At 70.9% G+C, this 26,522-nt stretch carries 26 protein-coding genes and 1 pseudogene; 21 read left to right on the top strand and 6 right to left on the bottom strand.

Annotated features, from left to right (window positions below; all coding sequences use genetic code 11):
• The first annotated feature begins 176 nt into the window (after positions 1-176).
• Positions 177-1,313: an acyltransferase gene (locus PUT80_RS43600; RefSeq protein WP_238605721.1), complete on the top strand. Its 1,137-nt coding sequence runs from the start codon at positions 177-179 to the stop codon at positions 1,311-1,313.
• On the opposite strand, the gene PUT80_RS43595 is transcribed toward PUT80_RS43600, so the two are convergent.
• Positions 1,314-2,519 carry an FAD-dependent monooxygenase gene (locus tag PUT80_RS43595; RefSeq protein ID WP_275295626.1) on the bottom strand — a complete coding sequence of 402 codons (1,206 nt, stop codon included), beginning with the start codon at positions 2,517-2,519 and terminating at the stop codon, positions 1,314-1,316. It lies immediately after the preceding gene.
• A gap of 651 nt (positions 2,520-3,170) precedes the next feature.
• The gene (locus PUT80_RS43590; RefSeq protein WP_037815567.1) at positions 3,171-3,446 is read right to left on the bottom strand and encodes a YggT family protein; all 276 of its coding nucleotides are present in this window, start codon (positions 3,444-3,446) and stop codon (positions 3,171-3,173) included.
• 145 nt (positions 3,447-3,591) lie between these two features.
• Here PUT80_RS43590 and PUT80_RS43585 point away from each other — a divergent pair, with 145 nt between their 5' ends.
• The 17 genes from PUT80_RS43585 to PUT80_RS43505 all read left to right on the top strand — a co-directional run bounded on the left by PUT80_RS43585 (position 3,592) and on the right by PUT80_RS43505 (position 20,881).
• Positions 3,592-5,292: an IlvD/Edd family dehydratase gene (locus PUT80_RS43585; RefSeq protein ID WP_275295625.1), complete on the top strand. Its 1,701-nt coding sequence runs from the start codon at positions 3,592-3,594 to the stop codon at positions 5,290-5,292.
• Complete coding sequence (locus PUT80_RS43580) at positions 5,292-6,125, top strand: fumarylacetoacetate hydrolase family protein (protein ID WP_275295624.1); 834 nt, start codon at positions 5,292-5,294, stop codon at positions 6,123-6,125. The genes PUT80_RS43585 and PUT80_RS43580 overlap by 1 nt, the downstream gene beginning before the upstream one ends.
• Positions 6,126-6,212: 87 nt before the next feature.
• Positions 6,213-7,517 (top strand): alginate lyase family protein, encoded by a 1,305-nt coding sequence (locus PUT80_RS43575; protein WP_275295623.1) that lies wholly within the window; start codon positions 6,213-6,215, stop codon positions 7,515-7,517.
• A gap of 105 nt (positions 7,518-7,622) precedes the next feature.
• Positions 7,623-7,907 carry an isoamylase early set domain-containing protein gene (locus tag PUT80_RS43570; RefSeq protein WP_134731324.1) on the top strand — a complete coding sequence of 95 codons (285 nt, stop codon included), beginning with the start codon at positions 7,623-7,625 and terminating at the stop codon, positions 7,905-7,907.
• A gap of 410 nt (positions 7,908-8,317) precedes the next feature.
• Positions 8,318-8,932: a TetR/AcrR family transcriptional regulator gene (locus tag PUT80_RS43565; protein WP_275295622.1), complete on the top strand. Its 615-nt coding sequence runs from the start codon at positions 8,318-8,320 to the stop codon at positions 8,930-8,932.
• Position 8,933: 1 nt separating this feature from the next.
• Entirely contained in the window at positions 8,934-9,596 is a 663-nt protein-coding gene (locus tag PUT80_RS43560) for an enoyl-CoA hydratase/isomerase family protein (RefSeq protein ID WP_275295621.1), read from the top strand.
• Positions 9,597-9,724: 128 nt separating this feature from the next.
• Positions 9,725-10,192 carry a CrcB family protein gene (locus PUT80_RS43555; protein ID WP_134670338.1) on the top strand — a complete coding sequence of 156 codons (468 nt, stop codon included), beginning with the start codon at positions 9,725-9,727 and terminating at the stop codon, positions 10,190-10,192.
• The gene (crcB, locus tag PUT80_RS43550; RefSeq protein ID WP_037815581.1) at positions 10,192-10,560 is read left to right on the top strand and encodes a fluoride efflux transporter CrcB; all 369 of its coding nucleotides are present in this window, start codon (positions 10,192-10,194) and stop codon (positions 10,558-10,560) included. Before PUT80_RS43555 ends, crcB begins: the two co-directional genes overlap by 1 nt.
• 113 nt (positions 10,561-10,673) lie before the next feature.
• Positions 10,674-11,999 (top strand): cytosine permease, encoded by a 1,326-nt coding sequence (locus tag PUT80_RS43545; RefSeq protein ID WP_275295620.1) that lies wholly within the window; start codon positions 10,674-10,676, stop codon positions 11,997-11,999.
• A 27-nt stretch (positions 12,000-12,026) separates the two neighbouring features.
• Positions 12,027-13,577, top strand: a complete 1,551-nt coding sequence (locus PUT80_RS43540; RefSeq protein WP_275295619.1) for a hydantoinase/oxoprolinase family protein — start codon at positions 12,027-12,029, stop codon at positions 13,575-13,577.
• A gap of 3 nt (positions 13,578-13,580) precedes the next feature.
• Positions 13,581-14,651 carry a DUF917 domain-containing protein gene (locus PUT80_RS43535; RefSeq protein ID WP_275295618.1) on the top strand — a complete coding sequence of 357 codons (1,071 nt, stop codon included), beginning with the start codon at positions 13,581-13,583 and terminating at the stop codon, positions 14,649-14,651.
• The gene (locus PUT80_RS43530; protein ID WP_275295617.1) at positions 14,648-15,742 is read left to right on the top strand and encodes a DUF917 domain-containing protein; all 1,095 of its coding nucleotides are present in this window, start codon (positions 14,648-14,650) and stop codon (positions 15,740-15,742) included. Before PUT80_RS43535 ends, PUT80_RS43530 begins: the two co-directional genes overlap by 4 nt.
• The gene (locus PUT80_RS43525) at positions 15,739-16,458 is read left to right on the top strand and encodes an SDR family oxidoreductase (RefSeq protein WP_275295616.1); all 720 of its coding nucleotides are present in this window, start codon (positions 15,739-15,741) and stop codon (positions 16,456-16,458) included. The genes PUT80_RS43530 and PUT80_RS43525 overlap by 4 nt, the downstream gene beginning before the upstream one ends.
• A 14-nt stretch (positions 16,459-16,472) precedes the next feature.
• Entirely contained in the window at positions 16,473-17,543 is a 1,071-nt protein-coding gene (locus PUT80_RS43520; RefSeq protein ID WP_275295615.1) for a DUF917 domain-containing protein, read from the top strand.
• On the top strand, positions 17,540-19,036 hold the full coding sequence (locus tag PUT80_RS43515) for a PucR family transcriptional regulator (protein WP_275295614.1): 1,497 nt from the start codon (positions 17,540-17,542) through the stop codon (positions 19,034-19,036). The genes PUT80_RS43520 and PUT80_RS43515 overlap by 4 nt, the downstream gene beginning before the upstream one ends.
• Before the next feature lie 58 nt (positions 19,037-19,094).
• Complete coding sequence (locus PUT80_RS43510) at positions 19,095-19,952, top strand: helix-turn-helix transcriptional regulator (RefSeq protein ID WP_043835920.1); 858 nt, start codon at positions 19,095-19,097, stop codon at positions 19,950-19,952.
• 77 nt (positions 19,953-20,029) lie between these two features.
• Positions 20,030-20,881, top strand: coding sequence for an oxidoreductase (locus PUT80_RS43505; RefSeq protein WP_275295613.1), 852 nt, complete (start codon positions 20,030-20,032; stop codon positions 20,879-20,881).
• A 61-nt stretch (positions 20,882-20,942) separates the two neighbouring features.
• Here PUT80_RS43505 and PUT80_RS43500 read toward each other — a convergent pair whose 3' ends face one another.
• Positions 20,943-22,172 carry an alpha/beta fold hydrolase gene (locus PUT80_RS43500; RefSeq protein WP_275295612.1) on the bottom strand — a complete coding sequence of 410 codons (1,230 nt, stop codon included), beginning with the start codon at positions 22,170-22,172 and terminating at the stop codon, positions 20,943-20,945.
• A gap of 202 nt (positions 22,173-22,374) precedes the next feature.
• The gene (locus tag PUT80_RS43495; RefSeq protein WP_037815596.1) at positions 22,375-22,668 is read right to left on the bottom strand and encodes a hypothetical protein; all 294 of its coding nucleotides are present in this window, start codon (positions 22,666-22,668) and stop codon (positions 22,375-22,377) included.
• Between the two features lie 121 nt (positions 22,669-22,789).
• Between PUT80_RS43495 and PUT80_RS43490 the strand changes: the two genes are divergently transcribed.
• Positions 22,790-22,978 carry a hypothetical protein gene (locus PUT80_RS43490; RefSeq protein ID WP_134670292.1) on the top strand — a complete coding sequence of 63 codons (189 nt, stop codon included), beginning with the start codon at positions 22,790-22,792 and terminating at the stop codon, positions 22,976-22,978.
• Positions 22,979-23,430: 452 nt separating this feature from the next.
• Here the strand turns inward: PUT80_RS43490 and PUT80_RS43485 are convergent, their stop codons facing one another.
• Positions 23,431-24,048 carry an RraA family protein gene (locus tag PUT80_RS43485; protein WP_275295611.1) on the bottom strand — a complete coding sequence of 206 codons (618 nt, stop codon included), beginning with the start codon at positions 24,046-24,048 and terminating at the stop codon, positions 23,431-23,433.
• A gap of 67 nt (positions 24,049-24,115) precedes the next feature.
• On the opposite strand from PUT80_RS43485, the gene PUT80_RS43480 reads away from it, so the two are divergent.
• Positions 24,116-24,616, top strand: a complete 501-nt coding sequence (locus tag PUT80_RS43480; protein ID WP_037815671.1) for a methylated-DNA--[protein]-cysteine S-methyltransferase — start codon at positions 24,116-24,118, stop codon at positions 24,614-24,616.
• Between the two features lie 3 nt (positions 24,617-24,619).
• Here the strand turns inward: PUT80_RS43480 and PUT80_RS43475 are convergent, their stop codons facing one another.
• Positions 24,620-25,414, bottom strand: coding sequence for a siderophore-interacting protein (locus PUT80_RS43475; protein ID WP_037815603.1), 795 nt, complete (start codon positions 25,412-25,414; stop codon positions 24,620-24,622).
• 608 nt (positions 25,415-26,022) lie between these two features.
• Here PUT80_RS43475 and PUT80_RS43470 point away from each other — a divergent pair.
• Positions 26,023-26,522: pseudogene (locus tag PUT80_RS43470) on the top strand (hypothetical protein); the annotation flags it as partial.

Genomic DNA, 26,522 nt, shown 5'->3' with positions numbered 1-26,522 from the left:
CGCGCCCGATGGACGATGCGCTGGAAACCCGTGATCAACGCATTCGCCATCACGTTCGGTGACCGCTGGCCGGGAGCCGAAACCTACTGATCAACAACGCCGGAACACCGATCATGGGATAGACCCCCCCAGGGTCCCTCCGCACCGTGCGAAGCCGACCAGTTACGGTGGCGTGCGTGTCCTCGTTCCGTCCGGTGAGCGTGTCTTCGGGGAACCGGCGGATCAGCTGGGACCTCGTGCGCGGTGGGTGCGTCGTGCTGGTGCTGCTGTACCACGCGACCTTCATGAGCGTCGTCGTGCATCCCGAGCTCGGGCCGCGGCGGTTCGTGTTCCCGCATCAGATCGGGGCGAGCCTGCTGCTCGTGATTTCCGCGTACTTCGCCGCCGTCACGATCGGGCGCGGGTCGCTCGGCCGGTACTGGTGGGGGCGGATCGCGCGGTTGCTGCCGCCGTTTCTCGCCGCCGTCGTCGTGATTTACTTCGCGCTGCGGTACCTGTCGCCGCCCGGCTGGTTCAGCCCGCGGTTCGGCGACCTCGTCGGCAACCTGCTGATGCTCTGGAACTGGAAACCCGCCGTCTACCCCTTCCTCGACGGCTCCCACTGGACGATTCCCCTCCAGCTCATGGCGTTCACCGTCGCCGCGCTGCTCTACCGTGGCAGCTGGGGGCACGGCCGCAAGTTCCGCGTCGTCATGTGGGCCGCCCTGCTCGTCCCGCTCGCGCAGTGGCCGCTGCGCATCTCCGGTCCGCCCGAGTGGTACCGGGTCGTCGTCGACGGCTTCGGATTCCACCGCTGGCACCTGTTCGTCGCCGGCATCGCGGTCTGGCTCTGGACCAAAAAACGGGTGTCCACGACCGAATTCGTGCTGCTGGAAGTCCTCTGCGTCACCGCGCACGCCCTGCACGGCGCGGCCGTCACCCCGGCCGGGATCGACGTCGAATGGGGTTCGACGCTCGGCATCGCGACCGGGATCGCGGTGATCTCTCTGGCCGCGGCGGGCCCGGACTGGAACCGGTTCCTCCCGGCCTTCGTCCAGCGCGCGATCACCTGGTTCGCGGGGATCTCCTACGGCGTCTTCCTGATCCACCAGGCCATCGGCTACCTCGTGCTGCACTGGCTGTCCGGCTTCGGCGTCGACCCGCTGCTGCAGACCGCCGCCATGATCACCACCGGCGTCGTCCTCGGCTGGGCTCTCACCCGCCTGGTCGAACGCCCCGCCCACCGCTTCCTCATGCGCGGCTACGACACCTGGACCGCCCGGCGACGCCCCGGCGACGAACCAGTCCCAGTCACCGCGGGACCCCGCGCCTGATCAGTTCCGCAGGCTGGGCCCGGAGTCCGGCACCCCGGCATAGTCGGGCAGTTCGACGCCGTTGATCGCGCGATCGATCAGCGCGGTCAGCGCCTCCATGTCCGGCTCCGGTGCCGGTTCGGCGTCCGGCCGCGGGACGGCGCGGCTCTCCGCGTGCAACCGGCCGATCTCCTGGTTGGCCTCGACGAACGAACGCATCCGGGCCTCGTACCCGGCGAACCCGGCCCCGGGATCCCACTGGGCGGCAGCCAGTTCTCCGGCGAGCAGATAGGCACCGACCAGCGCCAGCCCCGTGCCCGCCCCGGACATCGGCGACGAGCTGTACGCCGCGTCGCCGATCAGCCCCACCCGGCCTTGCGACCAGCGGTCCATCACCACCTGGGCGACCTGGTCGAGGTAGAAGTCCGGGGTGTCGTCGAGATGCGCGAGGATGCGAGGCGCGAGCCAGCCCAGTCCGGCCGTCTGTTCGCGCAGCAGGCGTTTCTGTCCCTCGACGTCGCGATAGTCGACGTCGAATCCGGCCGCGGGGAAGGTGAACATGGCCATCGCCCTCGTGGCGTCCCGGATCGGCCGCAGACCGACGGCCCGCGCGGACTCCTGGTCCTGGTACTCGATGAACCAGCGGTCCAGCCCGAACTCGTTGGGCACGCTGTAGAAGGCCAGCACGAGCCCGAGATGCCGGACGAACTTCTCGCGCGGCCCGAACACCGCCGCGCGCAGTGCCGAGTGCAGCCCGTCCGCCCCGATCACCAGGTCGAAGCGCCGCTGCCCGCCGCTCTCGAAGGCGACGTCGACGCCGTCCGCGTCCTGGACGAGATCGGCGATCCGGTCGCCGAAGACGTACTCGACGCCGTCGCGGGTGTCGTCGTAAAGGACCTGGGACAGGTCTCCCCGCAGGATCTCGATTTCCGCGATGTACCCGTCGCCGCCGTCGTCGTCGGCGCGGTAGGTCTCCAGCACCTTCCCGTCGACGTCCACGGTGTGCGCACCCGCGTTGTCCGTGCGGGCCGCGCGCACCGCCTCGTCCAGGCCCATCCGCCGGATGACCTCCTTGGCCACCCCGCGCGCATCGACCGCCTGACCGCCGGGACGCAAGCCAGGAGCCCGCTCCACCACGGTCACCTCGGCTCCCCGCCGACGCAGCCAATGGGCCAACGCAGGCCCCGCGATGCTCGCTCCGGCCACCAACACCCTGCTACCGCTCACCGCGGCCCCCCATCGCCTCCGGATGACGGAGGGGAGTCTACGGCGAGAGACGCCCGCGCAGGCGCTCCGCAGTCATTGAGGGCGGATGGCCGGGTGCCGCGATCGAGGGCCGACACGGGGGTTGCCAGCCGCGAAGGTGCCAACCGGCGAAGTTGTGCCAGACGGCTCCAGGCTGCGAGGGAGCGAGCCCGCGAATATGCGAGCCTGCGAAGGCGTCGGGGCGCGAAGAAGGTGCGAGCCCGCATGGGTGCCAGGCTCCAAAGACCGCCAGGTCGCGAGGGTGCCAGGCCGTGAAGGCGGCAGTCGCGAAAATGCGAGCCCGCGACGGCTCCAGACTGCGAAGGCGCGAGCCCGCAGAGGTGCCAGCCCGCAAAGGCACCAGGCGGCAAAGTCACCAACCCTCGAAGTCACCAGCCTGCGAAGTCACCAGCCCGCGAAGGTGTCAGCCTGCGAAGGTGTCAGCCTGCGAAGGTGTCAGCCTGCGAAGGTGTCAGCCTGCGAAGGTGTCAGCCTGCGAAGGTGTCAGCCCGCGAAGGTGTCAGCCCGCCAAGGCGTCAACCCGCGAAGGTGTCAGCCCTCGAAGATGCCAGCCCTCGAAGATGTCAGGCCGCAAAGGCATCAACCCGGCCACCAACCCGCGCACCCCTCGCCCTACAACGCGAACGCGATGCCCCGCACCACCAGCGCCGCGAAGAACACCACCGTGAACGCCAGGTCGAACCCGACCCCGCCCGCCCGTACCGGCGGCAGCACCCGGCGCACCGGGGCGATCACCGGTTCCGTGGCCCGGTGGCTGATCCGGCGCACCTGGCCGAGCCACGCGGGCCCGGTCGCGACCAGGCGGGTCCAGTCCAGGACCATCCGCACCACCAGCACCACGATGAACACGGTCAGGACATACCCGACCAGGGTCCCGATCAGGCTCATCGCACACCTCGCGTCTCCGGCAACGTTCTCACCCCCTCCAACGTCCGGCGGTCCCGCGAAGTGTCCGGTTCACCGGATTTCTCAGCCGATTGCCAGGATCCGCCCGATCGGGTATCGAGGAGGGTTCCGGGGAAGGGAGCGGCGGGTGCGCAGTGCGGCGTGGTTCGGGGCGTCCGGCCGGGCGGGGATGATCCACCGCTCGTGGATGCGGTCCCAGGGCTTCGGCCCGGAGGTGTTCGACGGCAGGCCGGTGATCGGGATCGCGGTGAGCGCTTCCGAGCTGGCCCCGTGCAACGTCCACCTCGACCGGGTCGCCGAGGCGGTCAAGCGCGGCGTCTGGCAGGCGGGCGGCTTCCCGCTCGCGTTCCCGACGATGGCGACCGGCGAGACGCTCATGCGCCCCACCGCGATGCTCTACCGCAACCTGATGGCGATGGAGGTCGAGGAGCTGATCCGCGCCAATCCGCTCGACGGGGTCGTCCTGCTTTCCGGCTGCGACAAGACGACCCCGGCGATGCTGATGGGCGCGGCGAGCGTCGACCTGCCCGCGGTGATGGTCACCGGCGGCCCGATGCTCAACGGCAAGTTCCGCGGCGCCGACGTCGGTTCGGGCACGCACGTCTGGAAGTTCGAGGAAGAGCGCAAAGCCGGCCGGATGACCGAGGAGGAGTGCTTCTTCGCCGAAGGCTGCATGGCCCGCTCGAACGGCCACTGCATGACCATGGGCACCGCCTCGACGATGGCCTGTCTCGCCGAAGCGCTCGGCATGCAGCTGCCCGGTTCGGCGACCTGGCCCGCAGTCGACGCGCGGCGGTTCGAGACCGCGCAGGCGGCCGGCCAGCGGATTGTCGCGATGGTGCGGGAAGACCTGCGCCCGTCCGGGATCCTGACCCGTGCGGCGTTCGAGAACGCGATCCGCGTCAACGCGGCGATCGGCGGGTCCACCAACGCGATCGTGCACCTGCTCGCGCTGGCCGGGCGCGTCGACGTCCCGCTCGCGATGGGCGACTTCGACGAGCTGGGCCGAGCCGTCCCCACGTTGGTGAACCTGATGCCGTCGGGGAAGTTCCTGATGGAGGATTTCTGTTACGCGGGAGGGGTTCCCGTGGTGCTGACGAGGCTCGCCGAAGCCGGACTGCTGCACACCGACGTCCGCACGGTCGCCGGCAACACGAGGGAACCCGCGGAGTGCTGGAACGACGAGGTGATCACGACCGTCGACGCGCCGTTCCAGCCGCCCGGCACCGGAACTGCTGTGCTCACCGGGAATCTCGCCCCGGAAGGCGCGGTGCTGAAGCAGTCGGCCGCGTCGCCGGAATTGCTCACGCACACTGGCCCGGCGCTGGTCTTCGACACGGCCGAGGACTACCACCGCGTCGCCGACGACCCGGACCTGCCGGTCACCCCCGAAACGATCCTCGTGATCCGCGGCGCGGGCCCGAAGGGCTACCCGGGCATGCCGGAGGTGGCGAACGTCCCGGTGCCGAAGAAGCTGATCGAACGGGGGATCACGGACGTGGTGCGGATCTGCGACGGCCGGATGTCCGGCACCGGCTACGGCACGGTCGTGCTGCATGTGAGCCCGGAATCAGCGGTCGGCGGCCCGCTCGCGCTCGTCCGCACCGGCGACCGGATCACGCTCGACACCCCGGCCCGCCGGCTGACCCTGCACGTGCCCGACGAGGAACTCGCCGACCGCCGCGCAGCGTGGACGCCGCCGGAAAGCCCGTACCGAAGCGGATACACCTGGCTTTACCGCGAGCACGTCACCCAGGCCCACCTCGGCGCGGACTTCGATTTCCTGCACGGCACCCGCGGTTCCGCGGTGCCGAGGGATTCGCGCTGATGCGCCGCCTCCTGAAAACCGCCGCGGGCTGGCAGATCACCGGCGGCGGGTCCACCGGCGCGCTCCCGCCCGGGACAACGCTCGGCTCCCTGCTGGCACTGTCCGCCGAAGACTTCGCCGAAGCGCTGGCAATCGAGTTGACGCCGGGAGAACCGGGCGAGCCGCGAGCGCCGGTCGACGACGACACCGAGGTGTGGGCCGCTGGCGTCACCTACGAGGTGTCGCGCGAGGCGCGGATGGAGGAGAGCGGCGACGCGGACGTCTACGCGCGGGTGTACGAAGCGGAGCGTCCGGAACTGTTCTTCAAGAGCGTCGGGCACCGCGTGCGCGGGCCGGGGGAGCCGATCGGCGTCCGCGAAGATTCCACTTGGGACGTTCCGGAACCCGAATTGGCGTTGGTGTGCAACGCGAACGCGGAGATCGTCGGCTACACGATCGTCAACGACGTGAGTTCGCGCAGCATCGAAGGAGAGAACCCGCTGTACCTGCCGCAAGCCAAGATGTACCGCGGCTCGTGCGCGGCCGGGCCGTGGATCGTGCCCGCGCAAGACATCCCGGACCCGTACGCGCTCGGCATCACCGTGTCCATCCAGCGCGCCGGAGGGCTGCTCTGGGCAGGGGAGACGTCCACCGCGCGGCTGCACCGCCGGTTCACGGACCTGGTCGCGTGGCTCTATCGCGGCGACGTTTTCCCGCGCGGCGCCGTCCTGGCCACCGGTACATCCGCCGTTCCCGGCCCGGACGTCACGCTCGAGGCAGACGACGAGGTCACCATCATGATCGAGGGCATCGGCGCCCTCCGGAACCCGGTCCGGCGGGGCCGGTCCGCCTGACCTCCTCTTGACGCGGCCCCGCGCGTTCGGTTATTCAATCTCAGTTCACATATCTGTGGAGTATTCATATACTTGAACGGAGTTGCGGTGCTGCCTCCTTCCCGGTCTTCCCGTCCGCGTCGTCTCGCGGCGGTTCTCGCGACGGTCGCGGGGCTGCTCGCGTCCACTGCCGGAGCGGCGACCGCCGCGCCCGCGCCGAGGCCGTGTTCGTTCGTCTGCGTGCCGGACACTGTGGTGCTCGACGGCCTGCACCTGGCAGGCAACAAGATCGGCCTGATGGCCGGGAACCCGACGCTGCGCACGTCGCTGTCCAACCTGCTGAAGCAGGCCGACGACGCGCTGACCAAGGGCCCGTGGACGGTCGTCGACAAGGAGCGCGTCCCGCCGAGCGGTGACAAACACGACTACCTCAGCCTCGCCCCGTACTACTGGCCGAGCCAGCCGAAAACGCCGGAAAACCCGCAGGGCTGCCCGTACGTCGACCGCGACGGCCAGGTCAATCCCGAGATGAAGAACGTGCCGGACAAGGCCGAGCGGCTCGTCGCGTTCAACGCGATCTACCAGCTTTCGCTCGCCTGGTACTACACCGGCAAGGCCGAGTACGCCCAGCGCGCCGCGCTCGACCTGCGCACCTGGTTCCTCGACGCGGCAACGAAAATGAACCCGAACCTGAACTTCGCGCAGGGCATCCCGTGCAAGACCGACGGGCGCGGGATCGGCATCATCGAGTTCTCGTACACCTTCACCCAGGTCCTCGACGCCGCGCGGATCCTCGAAGCCGGCGCGCCCGGCTGGACGAAGGCCGACGGCAAGGCGTTCCGCGGCTGGTCGGCCGACTTCCTGACCTGGTTGCGCGCCAGCAAGAACGGCACCGACGAGGCGAAGGCGACCAACAACCACGGCACCTTCTACGACCTGCTGACCGCGGCGACCGCGAGCTACGTCGGCCAGCGCGACCTGGCCCGCACGATCGTCCGCGACTCCGGCAAGGCCCGGATCGACCACCAGATCGCCGCGGACGGCGGCCAGCCCGAGGAATCCACCCGCACGCGGACGTACCACTACCACACGTTCAACCTGGTCGCGCTGACTCGCCTGGCGCAGCTGGGCAAGCACCTGGGCGTCAACCTGTGGGCGTACCGGAACGCGCAGGGCGGCAGCATTTTCGCCGCCGTCGACCACCTGCTCCCGGCGGCGACCGGGGCCGCGCCGTGGCCGTTGCCGGACATCCACTTCATCCAGTACGCCGCCCTCGACAGCGTGCACGCCGCCGCCGACGCGGGGGACTGGAAGGCCCGTGCCGCGGTCGGCCGCATCCCGGCCCCGCCCGGCGGCGACCTGTTCCCGGTGCGCCCGGCGGCCGAGCAACTGGACGACGTTTCCACCACCTGAGCCCGCTTTTCACCCGGACGCGGCACCCGCCGCGTCCGGGTTCCCGGCGGCGGTCATGGAACGATTCAGAACGACCGATTCGCCGGAACGGGAAAGGGAAACGCCGTGATCAAGACCAGCCGGAGCAACGGCTCCGGGGCCCGGCGGGTGACGTTCGTCCTGCCGCTCGACACCCCGCCCGGCCCGGTGAGCGTGGTCGGCGACTTCAACGACTGGCAGCCCGGACGCCACGAACTCCGCAAACGCTCGAACGGCACGCGCTCGGCCGCGGTGGAAGTCCCGCCGGGTGCCCGGATCCGCTTCCGCTACCTGGCAGACGGCGGCCGCTGGCTGGACGACCCGGACGCCACCGCGCGCGACGGGCGGGATTGCTTGTACATCGCGGACTGATCCGGCCCGCGGGGCGCGGGTGGTTGCGGCGAATGCGGCTCGGCTCGCGCGAGCGGGGCGGATCGCACTCTGCTTGGCGAATGACCGAGGGCTGCTTCGAGTGCGCGGGGTGATTTCTCGGTGCCGGACAAGATTTCCGGCGGTGAACGCTCGTTCCGGAGCGACGTTTCCCCCAGGGCGACCTTTGCCCCCCCAGGGGGGCGACGCGTGCGGCGTGCATCAGGCGGACGCCTGAGCAACCCCACGCAAAGCCAGCCCGCAGCGATGGCCCCAGCGAAAGTCATGCAGCGATCCTCGCTCGTGTCTCACGCGCGCTTAAACCGGTGAGAACCAGCACCACCAAGCACGCACCCTGAGCCGCACCTCACCCCGCGCTAGTTTTGGAGCACCCGCTCCATTACCATCCACCCATGCCCCGCCCCCGGATCCACGATCCCGAGCTGATCCTCGACACCGCCGAGCGTCTCATCGCCGACCTCGGTCCCGAGGCGCTCACCGTCCGGCGGCTCGCGCTGGAGGCGGGCGTCCCGAACAGCACGATCTACCACGCCTTCGCCAACCTCCCCGCCCTGATCGGCCGGACCTGGCTCCGCGCCGCCACCTTCTTTCTCGACGAACAAGAACGGCTGGTCGACGAAGCCGCAAACCCGATCGAAGCAGTGGTCGCAGCGGCCGACACCCCAGCCGTAGTAGCCGACGCACGACCGGACGCGGCGCGGATGATGATCGCCGTCCCCTCGAAGCGGGTGCTGGGGCCGCAGCTTCCGGAAGACGTAGCGGAAGCCTTGCACGCCTTGGACAAACGCCTCGTCCGCCTCTTGGTCCGCCTCGCCCGCCAGCTCTGGAACCGCGGCGACGGGCAAGCCGTAGAAGTCATCACCGCCTGCGTCGTGGACCTCCCGACCGCACTGCTCCGCCGCGAACTCGCCACCGGCCCCGCCAGCAGGGAGAGCCGGGAACGGCTGGCCGCGGCGGTCCGCGCGATCCTCGCACTGGAACCCCCGGAAAAGTCCAGAAAGGACTGAAATGCCCACCCTCACCACCACCGGCGCCGTCCACGTTCTCGACTTCGGCGCCGACGAAAACCGTTTCGCCCCAACGTGGCTGGAGGAAGTCCACGCGCACCTCGACACGGTCACCGCGGGCAAGGAACCCGCCGCGCTCGTCACGATCGGCAGCGGCAAGTACTACTCCAACGGCCTCGACCTCGACTGGCTCACCAGCCACCCCGGCGACGCGGGCAAATACGTGACCAGCATCCACGAACTCCTCGCCCGCGTGCTCGCCCTCGCGGTCCCGACGATCGCGGCGGTCAACGGGCACGCTTTCGGCGGTGGCGCGATGCTCGCGATGGCTCACGATTTCCGCGTCATGCGCGAGGACCGCGGCTACTTCTGCTTCCCCGAGGCCGACATCAACCTCCCCTTCACGCCAGGGATGGCCGCGCTCGTCCAGGCGAAGCTCACCCCGGCCGCCGCGGTCGCTTCGATGACCACCGGGAGCCGGTTCGGCGGTCCGCAAGCGAAGGCGCTCGGCCTGGTCGACGCGACCGCCGCGCTGGACGACCTGCGGACGGCCGCGGTCGACCGGGTCGCTCCGCTGGCGGGCAAGGACCGCGGCACGCTCGGGGCGATCAAGTCCACTATGTTCGGTCCGGCGCTGACCGCGTTGCGGGAGGCGGGGAACTGATCGGGTAGGCTCGCGTACGCGCGGCGGTGGGGCTCGCCGCTCCGGGAATCGCCCGGACAACCGCGGCCGGGGGCCGCCAACAGTCCCTACTCGAACGGTGACGCGTGTCCGTGGAGTAGGAGAAGACTGTGCCTGAAGAACCTCTCGACCCCGACGTCGACCTCCGGGATCCCGTGCAGCAACGCGAACTCGTCCGGCACCACGTGTCGGTGCTCGGGGTGATCGCGCTCGGCGGCGGGCTCGGCGCGTTGGCCCGCTACGGCCTCGCCCAGGCCCTTCCCACCGAGACCGGCGGCTTCCCGTGGGCGACCTTCTGGACGAACGTCGCCGGCTGCTTCCTCATCGGCGTGCTGATGGTGCTGGTCACCGAGGCGTGGTCGGCGCACCGGCTGGTGCGGCCGTTCCTCGGCGTCGGCGTCCTCGGCGGCTTCACCACTTTCTCCACGTACGCGGTCGAAGCGCGCAACCTGCTGCGGCCGGACACCGTGCCGCTCGCCTTCGGCTATCTCGGCGGAACGCTCGCCGCCGCGCTGCTCGCCGTCCTGCTGGGGCACGCGATCACTCGCAAGCTGGTCCCGGTGGAGGTGGCTGTCTGATGACCGTCCTCCTCGTCTTCCTCGGCGCCGCGGTCGGAGCGCCGATGCGGTACCTGACCGACCGGGCCGTCCAGTCCCGGCACCAGAGCCTGTTCCCGTGGGGCACGTTCACCGTCAACCTGATCGGCTGTGTCCTGCTCGGCGGTCTCGCCGGTGCCGGGACTGCGCTGCCCGCGGCGGTTTACTCGCTGCTCGGCACCGGATTCTGCGGCGCGCTCACGACGTACAGCACGTTCAGCTACGAAACCGTCCGGCTGGTCGAGCGCCAGTCGTACTTCGCCGCGGCGGCGAACGTGGTCGTCAGCGTCGCGGCGGGCGTCGGCGCGGCGGCGTTCGCGTATGAGGCTGTCCACGCCTTGGTCGGGTAAGAGTGCGGGTTGCACAGCCGGATGGTCCAGGCTGTGCAGATCGCACGGTGACCTCGCCGGAGCTGCTGCTTACCGTGCTGGGAACCGTTCCCCTCCAGGATGAGGAGGTCGCCATGGCCTCGGCTGTCGGTGTCGACGATTACGCGCTGACCAGGGTGCCCGATTCCGCCCGCTACTCGTGGTGGTCGGTCGCTGTGCAGCGGTTCGGCCAGGTTTCCGCGCTGTCGCAGTTCCTGCTCGGCGCCACCATCGGCTTCGGGATGAGCTTCGGAAACGCCGTGCTGGCGTTCACGCTCGGCTCCGTCATCCTCGAGCTGATCACCATCCTCGTCGGCGTGATCGGCGTCCGCGAGGGCCTCACCACCTCGATGATCGCGCGCTGGACCGGCTTCGGCCGCGGCGGTTCCGCGCTCATCGGGCTGGCCATCGGGATCAGCCTGATCGGGTGGTTCGGCATCCAGTCCGCGGTGTCCGCGCAGGGTCTCGCCGCGCTGGTCGGCGGACTGCCGGAGTGGGGCTGGGCGCTCGTGTTCGGCCTGGTGGTGACCGCGATCGTGGTCCGCGGCTTCCACTCGATGGCGTGGACGGCGTACCTGATGGTGCCCGCGTTCCTGGTCCTGGTCGGCTGGTCGGTGGTCTCCGAACTGACCCGGCACGACCTCGGCGCGCTCGTGGCGTCCGCGCCGCCCGGCCCGTCGCTGTCCCTGCTGCAGGGCACGACGCTGGTCGCGGGCGGGTTCATCGTCGGCGCGGTGATCACGCCGGACATGACCCGGTTCAACCGCACCACCGGCGACGTCGTCAAGCAGACGCTCGTCGGCGTCACCCTCGGCGAGTACGTGATCGGCCTGGCCGGCGTGCTGCTCGCGCACGCGGTCGGCACGGCGCAGATCACCACGATCGTCACGTCGTCGGTTGGCTGGGTCGGGCTGCTGATCGTCATCGCGGGCACGATGAAGATCAACGACTGGAACCTGTACTCGTCCGGGCTCGGCGTCGTGAACTTCATCGGCACCGTCTCCGGGAAACGGGCGCACCGCGGCCTGGTCACCGCCGTGCTCGGCGTGGTGGGCAGCGTGCTCGCCGCGGCCGGGATCCTCTCGAAGTTCACCGATTTCCTGACCGTGCTCGGGGTCGCGTTCCCGCCCGTCGCCGGGATCATGGTCGCGGAGTACTTCGTGGTGAAGCAGTGGCGCGGCGACCTGGAGGAGGCCAGGGCGCGGGGCGCGGTGCCCGCCGACGCCCCGGTGTGGGTGCCCGCGACGATCGTCGTCTGGATCGCCGCCGCGCTGTTCGGCGAGTTCGTGGACTGGGGACTGCCCAGCATCAACTCGCTCGTCGTCGCTTTCGTTCTGTACGTGGCCGCCGGGAAGCTCGGCCTGGTCCGCGGGGTCGGCAAGAGCCGGACCGCGGACGCCGAACCGGCCCCGGCCGCCTGATTCCGTCACCTGGAAGGGGATTTCTCCGTGCGCATCGGCATCGACGTCGGCGGGACCAACACCGACGCGGTCCTGCTGGACGGCCGCGAGGTGCTCGCCTCGATCAAGACCAGCACCACCGAGGACGTCACCTCGGGCATCGTCGCCGCGATCGACGGGCTGCAGCGGCAGCGGGCGTTCGACCCGGCCGCGGTGCGGGCGGTCATGATCGGCACCACGCACTTCATCAACGCGCTCGTCGAGGCGCACCGGCTGGCCCCGACCGCGGCGGTGCGGCTCAGCCTGCCGGCGGGCGCGTCGCTGCCGCCGATGGTGGACTGGCCGCAGCGGCTGGTCGACGCGGTGTCCGGGCGCAGCTACCTCGTGCACGGCGGCCACGAGTTCGACGGACGCCACATCGCCGAACTGGACGAAAGCGAACTGCGCAAGGCCGCCGACGACATGGGCTCGGCCGACGTGCGCAGCGTCGCGATCACGTCGGTGTTCTCGCCGGTGAACGCGGAGTTCGAGGCCCGGGCGGCGGAGATCATCTCGTCGCAGCTGCCGGGCGTCGCGATCTCGCTGTCCCACGAAATCGGCCGGATCGGGTTGCTGGAGCGGGAAAACGCGACCGTCATCAACGCCGCGCTGCGCGAGCTGGCGGCGCACATCGTGGACGGTCTGGCCGCGTCGGTGACCGGCGCGGGCATCACCGCGCCGCTGTATCTGAGCCAGAACGACGGCACTCTGATGGACGTCGACTTCGCCCGCCGCTACCCGGTGGCGACCTTCGCGTCCGGCCCGACGAACTCGATGCGCGGCGCGGCGGTGCTGTCCGGTTTGGACACGTGCGCGGTGGTCGACGTCGGCGGCACCACGAGCGACGTCGGCGTGCTGCGCCAGGGTTTCCCGCGTGAAGCGACCACGGACGTGAGCGTCGCCGGGATCCGCACGAACTTCCGGATGCCGGACGTCCTTTCGATCGGCATCGGCGGCGGCAGCCGGGTGCGCGGCGACGCGTCCGGCGTGACCGTCGGACCGGATTCCGTCGGTTACGAGCTGACCTCGAAGGCGCTCGTGTTCGGCGGAGACACCTTGACCGCCACAGACATCGCGGTCGCTGCCGGACGGGCCGAGATCGGCGACCCGGCGCTGGTCGCGCACCTCGACCGGAACTTCGTGCGGGCCGCGCTGGACCGGATCGCGGCGGACGTTTCCGACGTCGTGGACCGGATGCGCACGTCGTCCGAGCCGCTCCCGGTGGTCGCCGTCGGCGGCGGTTCGGTGCTGCTGCCGGACGAGCTGGCCGGTTCCGGCGAGGTCCGCCGGCCGGACCACTACGCGGTGGCCAACGCGATCGGCGCGGCGATCGCGCAGATCGGCGGCGAGGTCGACCGGGTGTACGTGATCGAGCCCGGCCGTCGCGAGGCCGTGGTGGACGAGGCGAAGCAGGAAGCGGTCGACCGCGCGGTGGCTGCCGGGGCGAGCCCGGCGTCCGTCGGCATCGTCGACTTCGACGAGGTGCCGATCCCGTACCTGCCCGGCAACGCGACCCGGATCCGGGTCAAGGCGGTCGGCGACTTGCAGCTGGGGGCGTGAACGATGGCTGAGATTACTGCGCATGACTTGGACGACATCGCGCGCGGCGCGGCGATCCTCGGCACCGGAGGCGGGGGAGACCCGTACATCGGCCGGCTGCTGGCGCATTCCGCGGTCCGCGAGCACGGTTCGGTGCCGCTGGTGAAACTGTCCGAATTGGACGACGACGCCGTGGTGCTGCCGGTCGCGATGATGGGCGCGCCGACGGTGATGGTGGAGAAACTGCCGTCCGCCGAACAGGTCGGGCTCGCCGCCTGGACGCTCGCCACCTATCTGGGCAAGGAACTCACGCACATCGCCTGCGCCGAAGCGGGCGGCGTGAACTCGCTGATCCCGGTCGTCGCGGCGGCCCAGCTCGGCCTGCCGCTCGTAGACGCGGACGGCATGGGCCGCGCGTTCCCGGAACTGCAGATGGTTTTGCCGACCCTGTACGGAATCCGCGCGACCCCGATGTCCATCGCGGACGAGAAGGGCAACCGCGGCGTACTGGACACTGTGGACAATCACTGGGCGGAGCGGCTGGCCCGGTCGGCGACCATCGACATGGGCTGCTCGGCGATGATCAGCAACTACGCGATGTCCGGCGCGCAGGCGCGCGAATCGATGGTGCCCGGAACGCTGACCCTGTGCGCGGAACTCGGCGCGCTCGTGCGGCAGGCTCGCGAGGAGCACGAGAACCCGGTGGATCGCGTGGTGGAGCGGCTGCGCGGGCGGACGCTGTTCAGCGGCAAGGTCGTGGACGTCGCCCGCCGCACCGTCACCGGGTTCGCCCGCGGCGAGGCCCGGCTGTCCGGAATGGACGGTGACACCGGCACGGAAATGCTGCTGCGGTTCCAGAACGAGCACCTGGTGGCCGAGATCGACGGCGAGGTGCGCGCTTCGGTGCCGGACCTGATCTGCACGCTCGACCGCGAATCCGGCGAGGCCGTCACCACCGAAGGCCTGCGCTACGGCCAGCGGGTCACGGTGCTCGCGGCTCCGGCGGACCCGCGCTGGCACACCCCGGAAGGCATCGCGCTGGCCGGTCCGCGGTACTTCGGCTACGACCTGGACCCGATCGGGGTCGCGGGATGAGCTGGACCCTGACCGAAGACCACCTCGAGGATCTCGCCCGCGGCGCGGCCGTCCTCGGCACCGGTGGCGGCGGCGACCCGTACGTCGGGCGGCTGCTGGTGCGCGAGGCGATCCGCGAGCATGGACCCGTCACCGTGCTCGACCCGGACGACCTGGACGACGACGCCCTCGTCATCCCGACCGCGCAGATGGGCGCGCCGACCGTCGTGCACGAGAAGCTCCCGAACGGCTCCGAACCCGAGTTGGCCTTGCGGGCGCTGGAAAAACACCTCGGCACGAAGGCCGACGCGACGATGCCGATCGAATGCGGCGGGATCAACTCGATGATCCCGCTGGTCGTCGGCGCACGGCTCGGGTTGCCGGTCGTCGACGCCGACGGCATGGGCCGGGCGTTCCCGGAGCTGCAGATGGAGACGTTCGGCGTGTACGGCGTCCCCGGTTCGCCGATGGGCATCGCCGGGGAACGCGGCGAGACGACGCTGATCGACACCGGCGCAGACAACCGGCGGATGGAATGGCTCGCGCGCGGGATTACCATCCGGCTCGGCGGGGTCGCGCACATCGCCGAGTACTCGATGAGCGGCGCGGACGTCAAACGCACCGCCGTGCCGCGGACGCTCTCGCTCGCACTGAGCGTCGGCCGGGCGATTCGCCTTGCCCGCGAAGGGAATGCCGACCCCGTGGCTGCGCTGGCGACCGCGCTCGGCGACACGTTGTACTCGCATCTGCGGGTGTTGTTCCGGGGCAAAGTGTCCGATGTGGAGCGCCGGACCGAAGAAGGATTCGCTAGGGGACGCGCGGCGGCGGTGTCCTTCGACGGTGAGCACAAGCTGGAAATCCTGTTCCAGAACGAGAACCTGGTCGCGCTTGTCGACGGCGAGGTGCGCTGCATGGTGCCCGACCTGATCTGCGTGCTGGAGGCGGAATCCGCCGAGCCGATCACCACCGAGACGCTGCGTTACGGCCAGCGGGTCACCGTGGTGGGAATCTCGACGCCGCCGCTCATGCGCACTCCGGAAGCGCTGGCGACGTTCGGCCCGTCCGCGTTCGGGCTGGCGCACGAGTTCGTTCCGGTGGAGGTGGCTTCGTGAGTTCGCTCGACGGCCGGGTGGTCGTGGTGCTCGGCGGCGGGTCCGGGATCGGGCTGGAGGTCGCCCGCCGCGCGACGGCGGCGGGCGCGCTCGTCCACCTTGGCGGCCGGACCGGCGACAAGCTCCGGGCCGCCGCGGCGGAGCTGGGCTCGACCGCGACCTGGCAGGCGGTGGACACCACCGACCAGGCGTCGCTCGCCGAGTTCTTCGGCGCGCTCGACCGGGTCGACCACCTGTTCACACCCGCCGCGTCCTACACCGTCGGCCCGATGCGGGACCTGAGCGACGAGGAGGCGGAAAGCCCGTTCGTCACGAAGTTCTGGGGCCAGTACCACGCGGTGAAGCACGCCGCGCCGAAGCTCTCGGACGACGCCTCGGTGGTGTTGATGTCCGGCGTCGCGAGCGTGCGTCCGCCCGCCGCGGCACCGGCGTACATCGCGTGCAACGCGGCGATCGAGGGGCTCGGCCGCGGGCTCGCGGTGGAACTGGCACCGGTCCGGGTGAACGTCGTGTCGCCGGGCACGATCGACGGGAACCTGTGGGCCGGGCGCCCGGCGGCCGCGCGGGAGGCGAGTTTCGCGCAGTACCGCGCGGACACCCTGCTGCACCGCGTGGGCCGGGAGTCCGAAGTGGCCGATGCCGTGCTGTACCTGTTCACCAGCACTTACACCACCGGTTCGACGCTGTATCCGGACGGCGGCTACAGCTTCCGCTGATACGCTGACCAGCCATGCGCATCACCGCCGCGGACGTGTCGGCACTCGAACGCGGCGTCGCGCTGCTCGGGTCCGGCGGGGGCGGCGACACCGTCACCGCGGCGGTGCTGCTGCGGCGGCTGACCGAATCCGGCCGCGAACCCCTCGTGCACCCGAGCGCGGACCTGCCGCCGGACACCCTGGTGGTCCCGGTCGGGATCGTCGGCGCGACCGCCGCGTTCGCCGAGAAACTGCCGAGCGGCGACGAGTTCGCCTCGGCGATCAAGGCGATCGAACGCTGGACCGGGCAGCGCGCGCAGGCTTTGATGACCATCGAGATCGGCGGCCTCAACGGCCTGCTTCCGCTGGTGATCGCCCAGGAGCTGGGACTGCCCTGCGTGGACGCGGACCTGTCCGGACGCGGGCTGCCGCGGCTCGACCAGCTCTCGGTCGCCGCGACCGGCCGCGGCGTCGCACCGGCCGCGATGGCCGAACCCGGCGGCCGGGTGGTGGTGCTCGCCGCCGCGGCGGCCTCGGTGGTCGAGAGCGGGATCCGCGCGTTCCTGGCCAGCTCCGGCGGCTGGGCGGCGATCGCGCTGGCCCCGATCCCGGCCGGCGAACTGGCCGACCACACCGTGCCCGGCACGACGAGCGAGGCGCTCGCCCTCGGCTCCCGCGTGCTCGCGGCGGGGGAGAGCCCGGACCTCGCCGCGCTGGAAACCGCCCTCGACGGCCAGGTTCTCGCCCGCGGCCGGGTGCTGGAGGTCTCGCGGCACATCGGCCCCGGCCAGCACGGCCACCCGGGCTTCGGCCGCGGCTCGGCGACGCTCGCCGATCACCGCGACGGCGCGTTACTGCGGCTGGAAATGGAGAACGAGTACCTGCTCGCGCTGCGGGACGGGCTGCCGGTGGCGTCCACTCCGGACGTTCTCTCGGTGCTCGACCGCCGCACCGGCGTCCCGCTGCAATGCGACGCGATCCGCGCCGGAGTGGAGGTGGACGTCGTGTGCCTGGCCGCGTCCCCGTTCTGGACCGACCCGCGACGACGTCCGCTGCTGGAGCCGCGCGCGTACGGAATCGACTGCGATCCGGTGGTAGCCCAGTGATTCTCCGCCAGTTGCTCGCGCTGCCCTCGTGGGCTGGTCCCGTCCGGGTGTGCTCCGGAGAGTCCGGTTTGGACCGTCCACTCAAGACAGTCAAGGCCGCGCTCGACGCGTCCGGCACGCCCGCTCGCGGCGAACTGGTGGTGGTCGTCCGCCCGCTCGGTTCCGATTGGCAGATCGACGCACTCCTGCGCCGCTGCGCCGACGCCCAAGCCGCCGGAGTCCTGCTTCCCGGAGCCGAACCCCTTGCCGCGTCACGACTTCTGGCCGAACGGCTGTCGGTTCCGCTGCTGGTCACGTCCGCCGATCCGCTGGATCTGCTCGTGGACGCCCGCCTCGCCCTGGCCGCCCCGGACATCGACCGCGCCGAGGCAGTGCTCGCCGCGCATCGGGCGCTAGGGGAGCGGTTGCGGCCGCCCGAAGAAATCGTGACCGTGCTGCGCCGACTGCTGGACGCTCCCGTCGCCGTCCTCGACGACCGCGGCGAAGTGCTCGCCGGAGAACTCGCCGAGGCCGCCCGCGTGCGAGTGCACGAGCCGGTCCCACAGCGCGTCACCCTCGCGGACGGCGTTCTGCTGGCGCATCCCGCGGTGCTGCCGCATCCTTCGGTCTGGCTGGCCGCCGAGCTGACCGGCGCGAAGGCACCGCGCGCGGACGTCGTCGCCGCGACGCTGGCAGTCGCCGCCGGTGCCGTGCAGCGCTGGCTGCTGGCCCACCGCCTGGAGCTGGAACGCGACGCCCGCTCCCGGTCCGCGCTGCTGGGCGACCTGCTGCGCCACGACACCGAACCCGGTGCCGACCTGCGTCGACGCGCGGCAGACGCGGGCTGGCGACTTGGCGGCTGGCACGTCGGCCTGCGCATCGGCGTGCCCGCAGACGTCGACACGGTCTCCCGCACGCAGGAGGTCGTCCGCGCGCTCCGGGCGGAGTCGATCGACGCGGTCACCGTCGAACACGGCGAGGGCTGGACCGGCTGGGTCACCTTCGAACAGGAACCGACCGCGGAACGGGTGCGGGCGCTGTCCGCGCGGCTGCGCGCCGTGCACCACAGCCTGCGTCGCACCCTCGACGCGCACCTCGGCGTCGGTCGCCCGCACGCCGACGGTCTCACCGCGACAGTCGCCGAAGCAACCGACGCCGCGCGCCTCGCCGCGACCCGTCCGGAGACCGGGCACTTCCTGCACGTAGACCAGCTCGGCATGGCGCAGCTGCTTCTGGAATGGACGCGCACGGACACCTTCGAGCCTGCCGCGCGTGCGTTGCTCGCCCCGCTGGTTTCCGTGCCGGGCGACCTGATCCGCACTCTCGCGGCTTATCTCGATGTCGAGTCCTCGCTGGCGGAAACCGCGACGGTGCTGGGGATTCACCGGAACACGGTCGCGGCGCGGATCAGCCGGATCGAGCAGTTGCTGCAGGTCGACCTGTCGCGTCCGGACGAACGGCTGGCGCTGCATCTGGCCGCTCGTGCGGTGATCCTCGCCCGGTCCGGTGAGTAGTACTGACAGGACCAGTTACGGCCTTGGGCAGCGCCCGGGCGGAAGGCAGACTCGAGGCATGGGCAAGAACGACCTGGGCGATTTCCTGCGGGCCCGCCGCGGCGGGCTGAAGCCGGACGAGATCGGTCTTCCGGACGGATTCGACGGCGGACGGCGGGTTTCCGGCCTGCGCCGCAGCGAGGTCGCGCAGCTGGCCGGAGTCAGCACCGAGTACTACACCCGGCTGGAACAGGGCCGCGCGCGGCAGCCGTCCGAGCAGGTGCTGCACGCACTCTGCGACGCGCTGCGGTTCGACGACATCGAGCGGCGGCATCTGTTCGCTCTCGCGGGCGCCACGGCCGAGCGCCTCGACCAGGCCGAGCATGCGTCCCGGCTGCGTCCGGCGCTGCGGCAGGTGCTGGACTCGATGGAGCTCGCGTCGGCGTTCGTCAGCGACCGGAACCTCACGGTCGTCGGCGGGAACGCGTTGTGGGCCTTGCTGTTTCCCGACGTGGCCGAGCTGCCGCGGCGGGAACGCAGCATGGCGCGCTGGACGCTGCTCGATCCGCGGGCCCGCCTGGTGTGGCGGGACTGGGAACGCGTCGCCCGCGACTACGTGCACGGGCTGCGGCTGGCCGCGGCCGCGCAGCCGCGGAACCAGCACATCGCCAACCTGATCGGCGAGCTGATGATGCGGTCGCCCGAGTTCCCGGCGTGGTGGTCGGAACACCGCGTCCAGGAACGCAGCACCGGTCTCAAACGCCTGCGACATCCGGTCGCCGGCGATCTCGAACTCCAGTACGAGATCTTCACCTCGGTCGCCGACCCGGGCCAGTCGATGGTCGTCTACAGCGCGCCGGCCGGTTCGCCTTCGCAGGAACGGCTGCGGCTGCTCGCCAGCTGGGGCCGTGAACCGGCCGCCCCCGCCGAGTCCTGACCTTCGCCCGTCCTCGGGCCCCGCTGTCCTCGCGGGGTCCATGCCGTCCTGCCATTTTCACGAAAGGACCTTGAGCAGTGAGCAAAACCTTCCTGATCACCGGCGTCAGCACCGGCCTCGGACGGGCCGTCGCCCGGCGTGCCCTCGCCGCCGGACACCAGGTCGCGGGCACCGTGCGCACCGAAGCGCACGCGGCCGATTTCCGGGCACTGGACCCCGAACGCGCCCGCGCCTTCGTCCTCGACCTGACCGACGCGGACCGGATCGAACCCACCGTGCGGGAGGTCGAAGCGGAACTCGGCCCGATCGACGTGCTCGTCGCCAACGCCGGATACGGGCTCGAAGGCACCTTCGAGGAATCGTCGATGGCGGAGCTGCGCCGCCAGTTCGAGGTCAACGTCTTCGGCACGGTCGCGACGATCAAGGCGGTCCTGCCCGGCATGCGCGAACGGCGCGACGGCCAGATCTTCGTGATCACCTCGATGGGCGGGCACACCACCTTCCCCGGGCTGGCGTTCTACGAGGGCAGCAAGCACGCGCTGGAAGGCATCACCGACACCCTCGCCCAGGAGGTCACGCAGTTCGGCGTGCGGGTGACCGCGGTGGCTCCCGGCGCGTTCAAAACCGACTGGGCGGGCCGGTCGCTGGTCCGCGCCCCGCGCAGCATCGCCGACTACGACGCCCTGTTCGACCCGATCCGGACCCGCCGCCAGGCCCTCGCCGGACAGGGGATCGGCGATCCCGACCGCGCGGGCGACGCGATTCTGCGGTTGCTGGACGTGGAAAACCCGCCGGTGCACCTGCTGCTGGGCTCGGACGCGCTGCGGCTGGTCACCGCGGGACGCCAGCGCGTGCAGGAGGACTTCGACGCCTGGCAGGACCTGACCCTCTCCACCGACTCCGTCGACGGCGGCGTCACCGTGGCCTGATGCTCGCCGGTGCGGGGAACCCTGGGATGGCAAGGGGGTTCAGGGTTCCCCGCACCGCGGGTCAGACGCGCCCGCGCACGAGGTCGATCAACCGCCCGAGCACGTGATCGCCCGACGCGCGGAGGCCGTTGTGCTCGTACTCGTTGGTGATCCACGGCCGCAGTGTCGGGATCAGCCGCGCGGTTTCCTCGGAGAACACGCGCTCGACGTACATGTCGTTGGCGTAGATCGCGGCCGCCGCCGGGACCGTGCACTCGCGCAGCACGTCCGCGTCGTACAGCCGCGGCCACTCGTGCGCGGCGAGCAGTTCGGCGGTCTCCTTCATCGGGCGGAGGCTGTGGAGGTCGTCGAAGAGCGAAGGGAACACGTGCTCGCCGGTGAACAGCGTCCGGTCGGTGCGGAACTCGTCCGGCAGCACGCGCTCGGCGGACCAGCGGGTGGCGAACCCGTCGGAGTACGACGACTCGTGGATGACCGAATACAACGGATTGCGCGCGCTGAACGGCAGCGAGTTCGCGACATCGTGCGCGAAGGCGGGGGACTTCGGGTCGCGTTCGAGCAGGTAGTGCAGCGCCTCCTCGCCGCCGCTGGCGCCGAAGAGGTAGCCGAGCTGCTGGAACAACCGCGCGGTCAGCGGACTGCCGTCGGGCAGGACCACGGCCCCGTCGTCGAGCAACGGAAGCAGCGCTTCGACGCGCTCGCGATCGCCGGGGTAGCGGAGGTAGTACTGGCGGTTGCGCTCGAGGAGATTGGCGAACGTCGCGGTGTAGACGTCGTCCGGATGCCGCGCGATCGGCGGCAGCCCGCCGGTGAAGAAAGCCTCGGCCAGCCCTTCGGGGTACTGGGAAAGGTAAGCGAGCGTGCAGAACCCGCCGAACGACTGGCCGAGCACGCTCCACTTCTCGACACCCAGCTGCTGGCGGATGAACTCCGCGTCGCGCACGATCGCGTCCGCGCGGAAGTGGGTGAGATAGTCGGCCTGCTCGGCCGGGGTGCCCGGCAGCGTGCCGACCGGCGTGGAGCGCCCGGTGCCGCGCTGGTCGAGCATCAGCACCCGGTATTCCCGCAACGCCCGCGGCAGCCAGCTCGGCGCGCCCCGCGACGGCCGCGGCGCCTCGTGCCCGGGACCGCCTTGCAGGTACACGAGAAACGGCCGGTCGAGCCCGTCCGGATCAGCGACCTCGCGCGCGAAGACGGTGATCTTCGCGCCGTCGGGACGGGAATGGTCGAGGGGGACGGAGAACTCGTGCTCGGTCAGCACGAGGCCGGAAATGCGCACGGTGGTTGCCATACGGGCGATTCAACCAGAACGGGCGGCGGGGAAGCCACGGAGTTTGGCAGGGCGGGTCTATTGTGGACGGTCGTGCTGCCGGGATTGGCCAGCCGAGCCTGGTGGCGGATGCTTGCCGCGCGCCCGTCCCGGTCTTTCCCGCTTGGCTGCGCCGCTGCGGCGCGGAGTGTCCGCCGCGCTGAGCCCAAGCCGGGAAACGGCGTTACTCCTTGCCCATCGACCGGCGGATCTCGGCCAGCTTGTCCTTCGCCGCCTCCTTGCGGTCGGCGATTTTCTTGTCCAGCGACTGCAGATCCTCCGGCCCGCCGATTCCCGCGAGCTCCTGCGAACCGACCGAGGTGGTGTAGCGCTTCTCGATCCGGTCCCGCACGAAGTCGAACGACGGGGCGCCGTTGTCGCTGTAGTCGGGTTCGGGGAGGTCAGCGGGCGGCGTGCCGGGACTCTCCACGATCTCCGCGTCGAGCGGCTGCTGCTCGCCGGGCTTGTCCGCGCTCATCGTCTCGCCTCTTCTCGGTTCGTCGGCTCCGCCTTCGACCCTAGCCGACCTCGCGCGGACGGGTGGATGTTTCGCCGCCGCCGGTGTGCGGTAGCCCATCAGGGAGAGAAAGGAGCCCGCGATGCTTCGCCCCCGCTCGACCGCGCCGCCCGCCCCGCCCGAGCCGGTTCCGCCGGGCCCGGTGGAACCCGATCCGGTGACGCCGGGACCGGACCGCCCGCTGCCCGACCCCGAACCCCTCCCGCCGGAATCCGAACCCGGCCCCGAGCTGGCGACGACCGGTCCGTTGTGGACGGTGCGGCCGGAGTGATCCGGGTGCTCCGCCTGGCAAGCCTCATCCGGTAGCCAGGTCGCCTGGCGGGCCGAGTTCTCCGCCCAGCAAGCCTCCGAATCCCCGTAGCCAGGCCGGAGCGAGCCGGGTTCTCCTGCGGGCAGGCCTCCTGATCCGGTAGCCAGGTTGCCAGGCGAGTCGGGTTCTCCGGCGAGCAACCGTCCCGATCCGGTAACCAGGCCGCCTGACCAGCTGGGATGCGGAGGGGCTGGATTCTCCGGCGAGCAACCGTCCCGATCCGGTAACCAGGCCGCCTGACCAGCCGGGATGCGGAGGGTCCGGGTTCTCCGGTGAGCAAGCCCCCGATCCCGTAGCCAGGCCCAGGCGCCCGGCCAGCCGGGGTGTGGGCGGGCCGGAGCGAGCCGGGTTATCCAGCAATCAACCCCTCCCGATCCCGCAGCCAGCCGGGCATCGCGAGCGAGCCCTCCGGATCAGCCGCGGAAGCCGCCAGCCTCCAGGGCCGCGTCCACCTTCGCCCGGTGCGCCTCCGCCCACTCGTCGAGCGTCTGCGCCTCCTCCTTGGCCAGCTTCGCCCGCGCGTCCGCCAGCACCTGCGCCGCATCGGCCGCGGGCACCACGACCACGCCTTCCTCGTCCGCCACGACGATGTCCCCGGCGTGCACCGTCACCCCGCCGCACCGGGCGGGCTCGCCGAGCGGCGTCACCTTGGCTTTTGTCCCGGGAATCGGGAGCACGCCCCGCGCGAACACCGGGAAACGCGCCTCGCGTACCTCGGACAGGTCGCGGATCACGCCGTCCAGGACGAAGCCCGCGATGCCGCGGCGCTGGGCGGTCGCGCAGACGTTGCCGCCGGCCAGCGCGTAGTCGACGTCGCCGGATTCCGCGACGATCACCGCTCCGGCGGGCGCGCGATGGATGGCCGCGTGCAGCATGAGGTTGTCTCCCGGCGGGCAGCGCACCGGGTACGCGGGCCCGGCGATCCGCGGCACGGGACCCCACAAGGGCCGCACGCCGTAGTCGAGCACCTGGCCGCGGCCGAGCAGGTCGGCGAGGGTCGTGGTCGGGATGTCGGCGAAACCGTCTTCCATGGACGGCGATGCTCTCACGCACGGCCCGGCCGGATACCGTTCCGTGGCACCGATCACGGAGGAGAAGATGGCTTTCCGGCACACCGTCGCGACGTCCCCGGTCGGCGACCTCACCCTGGTCGCCGACGGCAGCGCGCTGGTCGCGGTCTACTTCGACGGCCACAGCCGGACCCCGCGTTTCCCGGACTTCGGCCCGCGCGCCGACGACGGTTTCGCCGACGCGACTCGGCAGCTCGACGAGTACTTCACCGGCCGGCGCCGGACCTTCGACCTCGAACTGGACCTGCGCGGCTCCGAGTTCGAACGCCGCGTCTGGCAGCTGCTCACCCGCATCCCCTACGGCGAGACGCGCACCTACCGCGACCTGGCCGTCGAACTGGGCGAGCCCGGCGCGGCGCAGGCGGTCGGCAACGCGAACGGCTGGAATCCGCTGAGCATCGTCGTGCCGTGCCACCGGGTGGTCGGCAGCAGCGGCGGTCTCACCGGGTACGCGGGCGGCGTCGACCGGAAACGGTTCCTGCTGCAGCTGGAGGAACCGCCCGCCGACGACGCCGGACGCCTGTTCTGAGGCTTACCCCAGCGAGGCGCGACCGTGCTTCCAATACCCCTGGAACGAGATCGCCTGCTTCGGCACCCTGCGCTCGCGCGTGAGGAACCGCCGCGCGCCGGTGGCCAGCCCGCTCTCCCCTGCGACCCACGTGTAGCCCGGAGGATCGGAAAGATCGAGCTGGCCGAGGACGTCGAGCGCGAGCCGTCCGGGCAGCCGGTCGTCCTCGCGGACCAGCCACTGCACTTCGGCGCCGAGCGGCACGTCGACCGTCTGGATGTCGTCCCGCGCCCCGACTTCCAGCAAGACGGTGGCCCGCAGACCCGGCGATGACTCCAGGATCGCCAACGCCGCCGGAATCGCGCTCTCGTCGGCGAGAAGGAGCTGTGTGACGCCGTCCGGCGGCAGATAAGTGATCCCCTCGTCGAGAATCCCGACCTCGTCGCCCGGCCGCGCGTTCTCGGCGAATTGCGAGGCCGGACCGCCGTCGCCGTGCACCGCGAACTCGATGTCCACCTCGCCGGGCCGCGTCGCCCGGATCGTGTAATTCCGCACCCACGGCCGGGACGCGGCGCTCATGAGCATGTGCTGCGCGAGCCAGCGGTTGCTCGAAGCAGTGGGGAGGCGGAGCCCGCGCTGCCCCTCGCGCGGGAAGAACAACCGGCACCATTGATCGAACCCGAGCGGCGCGAAGTCCTCGAGATCCTCCCCGCCGACGGTGAGGGTGACGAAATGCGTGGACGTCCGTTCAGCTCGCAGCACGGACGCCCGGAGCAACCGCCTGCTGTCAGGCGTGCGGCGCTGGGGGAGGGTCGGCATGGTGGGTCCCGATTCACTTAGGTAAGGCTTACCTGCTTTACGCTAGCCAGTGGTGCGAGGGGACGGCAAGGACTGAAATCGCCCTGGTCGAAGCTGTGCGTACTCCTCGCCTAATGCGGATACGTCCGTTCGGGCCAGCGCATCGGGTGTCACGCTCTCCTGTTGATCACTCTCCGTATCACTCTTGTGGGTGACTGTTGACTGCTCAATAGCCCGGGCTGGCGTGACACTCTGTGTATGACTGCTTGGCGGACTGGCATGCCGAGCTCAAGTTTCTCCGGCTGGCGACTGTGCGAATGAACGTGCATCTTCCCGTGTCAGAGCCGGTTCGCCGCAGTTCGCGGACGCGTCGAGAGGTCTGGACAAGTCGCGGCTAGAGTGTCCGCCGGGTGTCGAATCCGTGACCGCGAAGAGTAGCGAAAACCGTCACTCGAACCGTTGGGCGACGCTGAGGGACCGTTCACCGCGACACTGCCAGTAGAGCTGGCTGGTGACGCACCGTCTTCGCCAGGATGAGCGCATCCGGGACCCGCTCCGCACGACGGCCGGGGCTCCGGACAGCCGTCGGGGCCGGTCCGCCGGCCGGAAGAGAAAGGGATGACGACCTCATGACGGTGGTTCCCTGCCTCGCCGACCAACCGCACCGAACCGGCGAGCCGCCCGCGCGGGCGGAAGGCGCGGTGCTGGTCCGGGAGCCTCGGCCGAATCGAGAGTCCGCTGGGGAAGCGGCGCTGCCTCGCGACCCGGAGAGCCTGGCGCGGCCTGCGGAGAAGATGCAGGACAGCGGAGCGAACGAGCAGGAAAAGCCCCTGCCGCCGGACGACGCGGCCGATGCAGATGCCAGCGCGGCGAATGCCAGTGCGGCCGCAGGCGGCGCAGCCGAGCCAGGTGCCGCGGGGAAGCCCGCCCTGGCTGCAGGCGACTCGGCGAAACCCAAGCTGCCCAGCGGCACTGCAGCCGAGCCCGCCCGTTCCGGCGAGGCAGCGGGGAGCGGCTCGGTGAACCCCAACCCTCCCGCAAGCACCACAACCGACCCCGCCCGGTCCGGCGACACAACGGCAAGCAACCAGCCGATTCCGCCCGCCCCCACCACCCCGCAGCCGCCCCC

Origin of the sequence: Amycolatopsis sp. La24, assembly GCF_029087445.1 — a bacterium.
Classification (GTDB): Bacteria; Actinomycetota; Actinomycetes; order Mycobacteriales; family Pseudonocardiaceae; genus Amycolatopsis; species Amycolatopsis nivea.
Note: the sequence above shows the minus strand (reverse complement) of the source record. Positions and strands in the feature narration are given on the sequence as shown.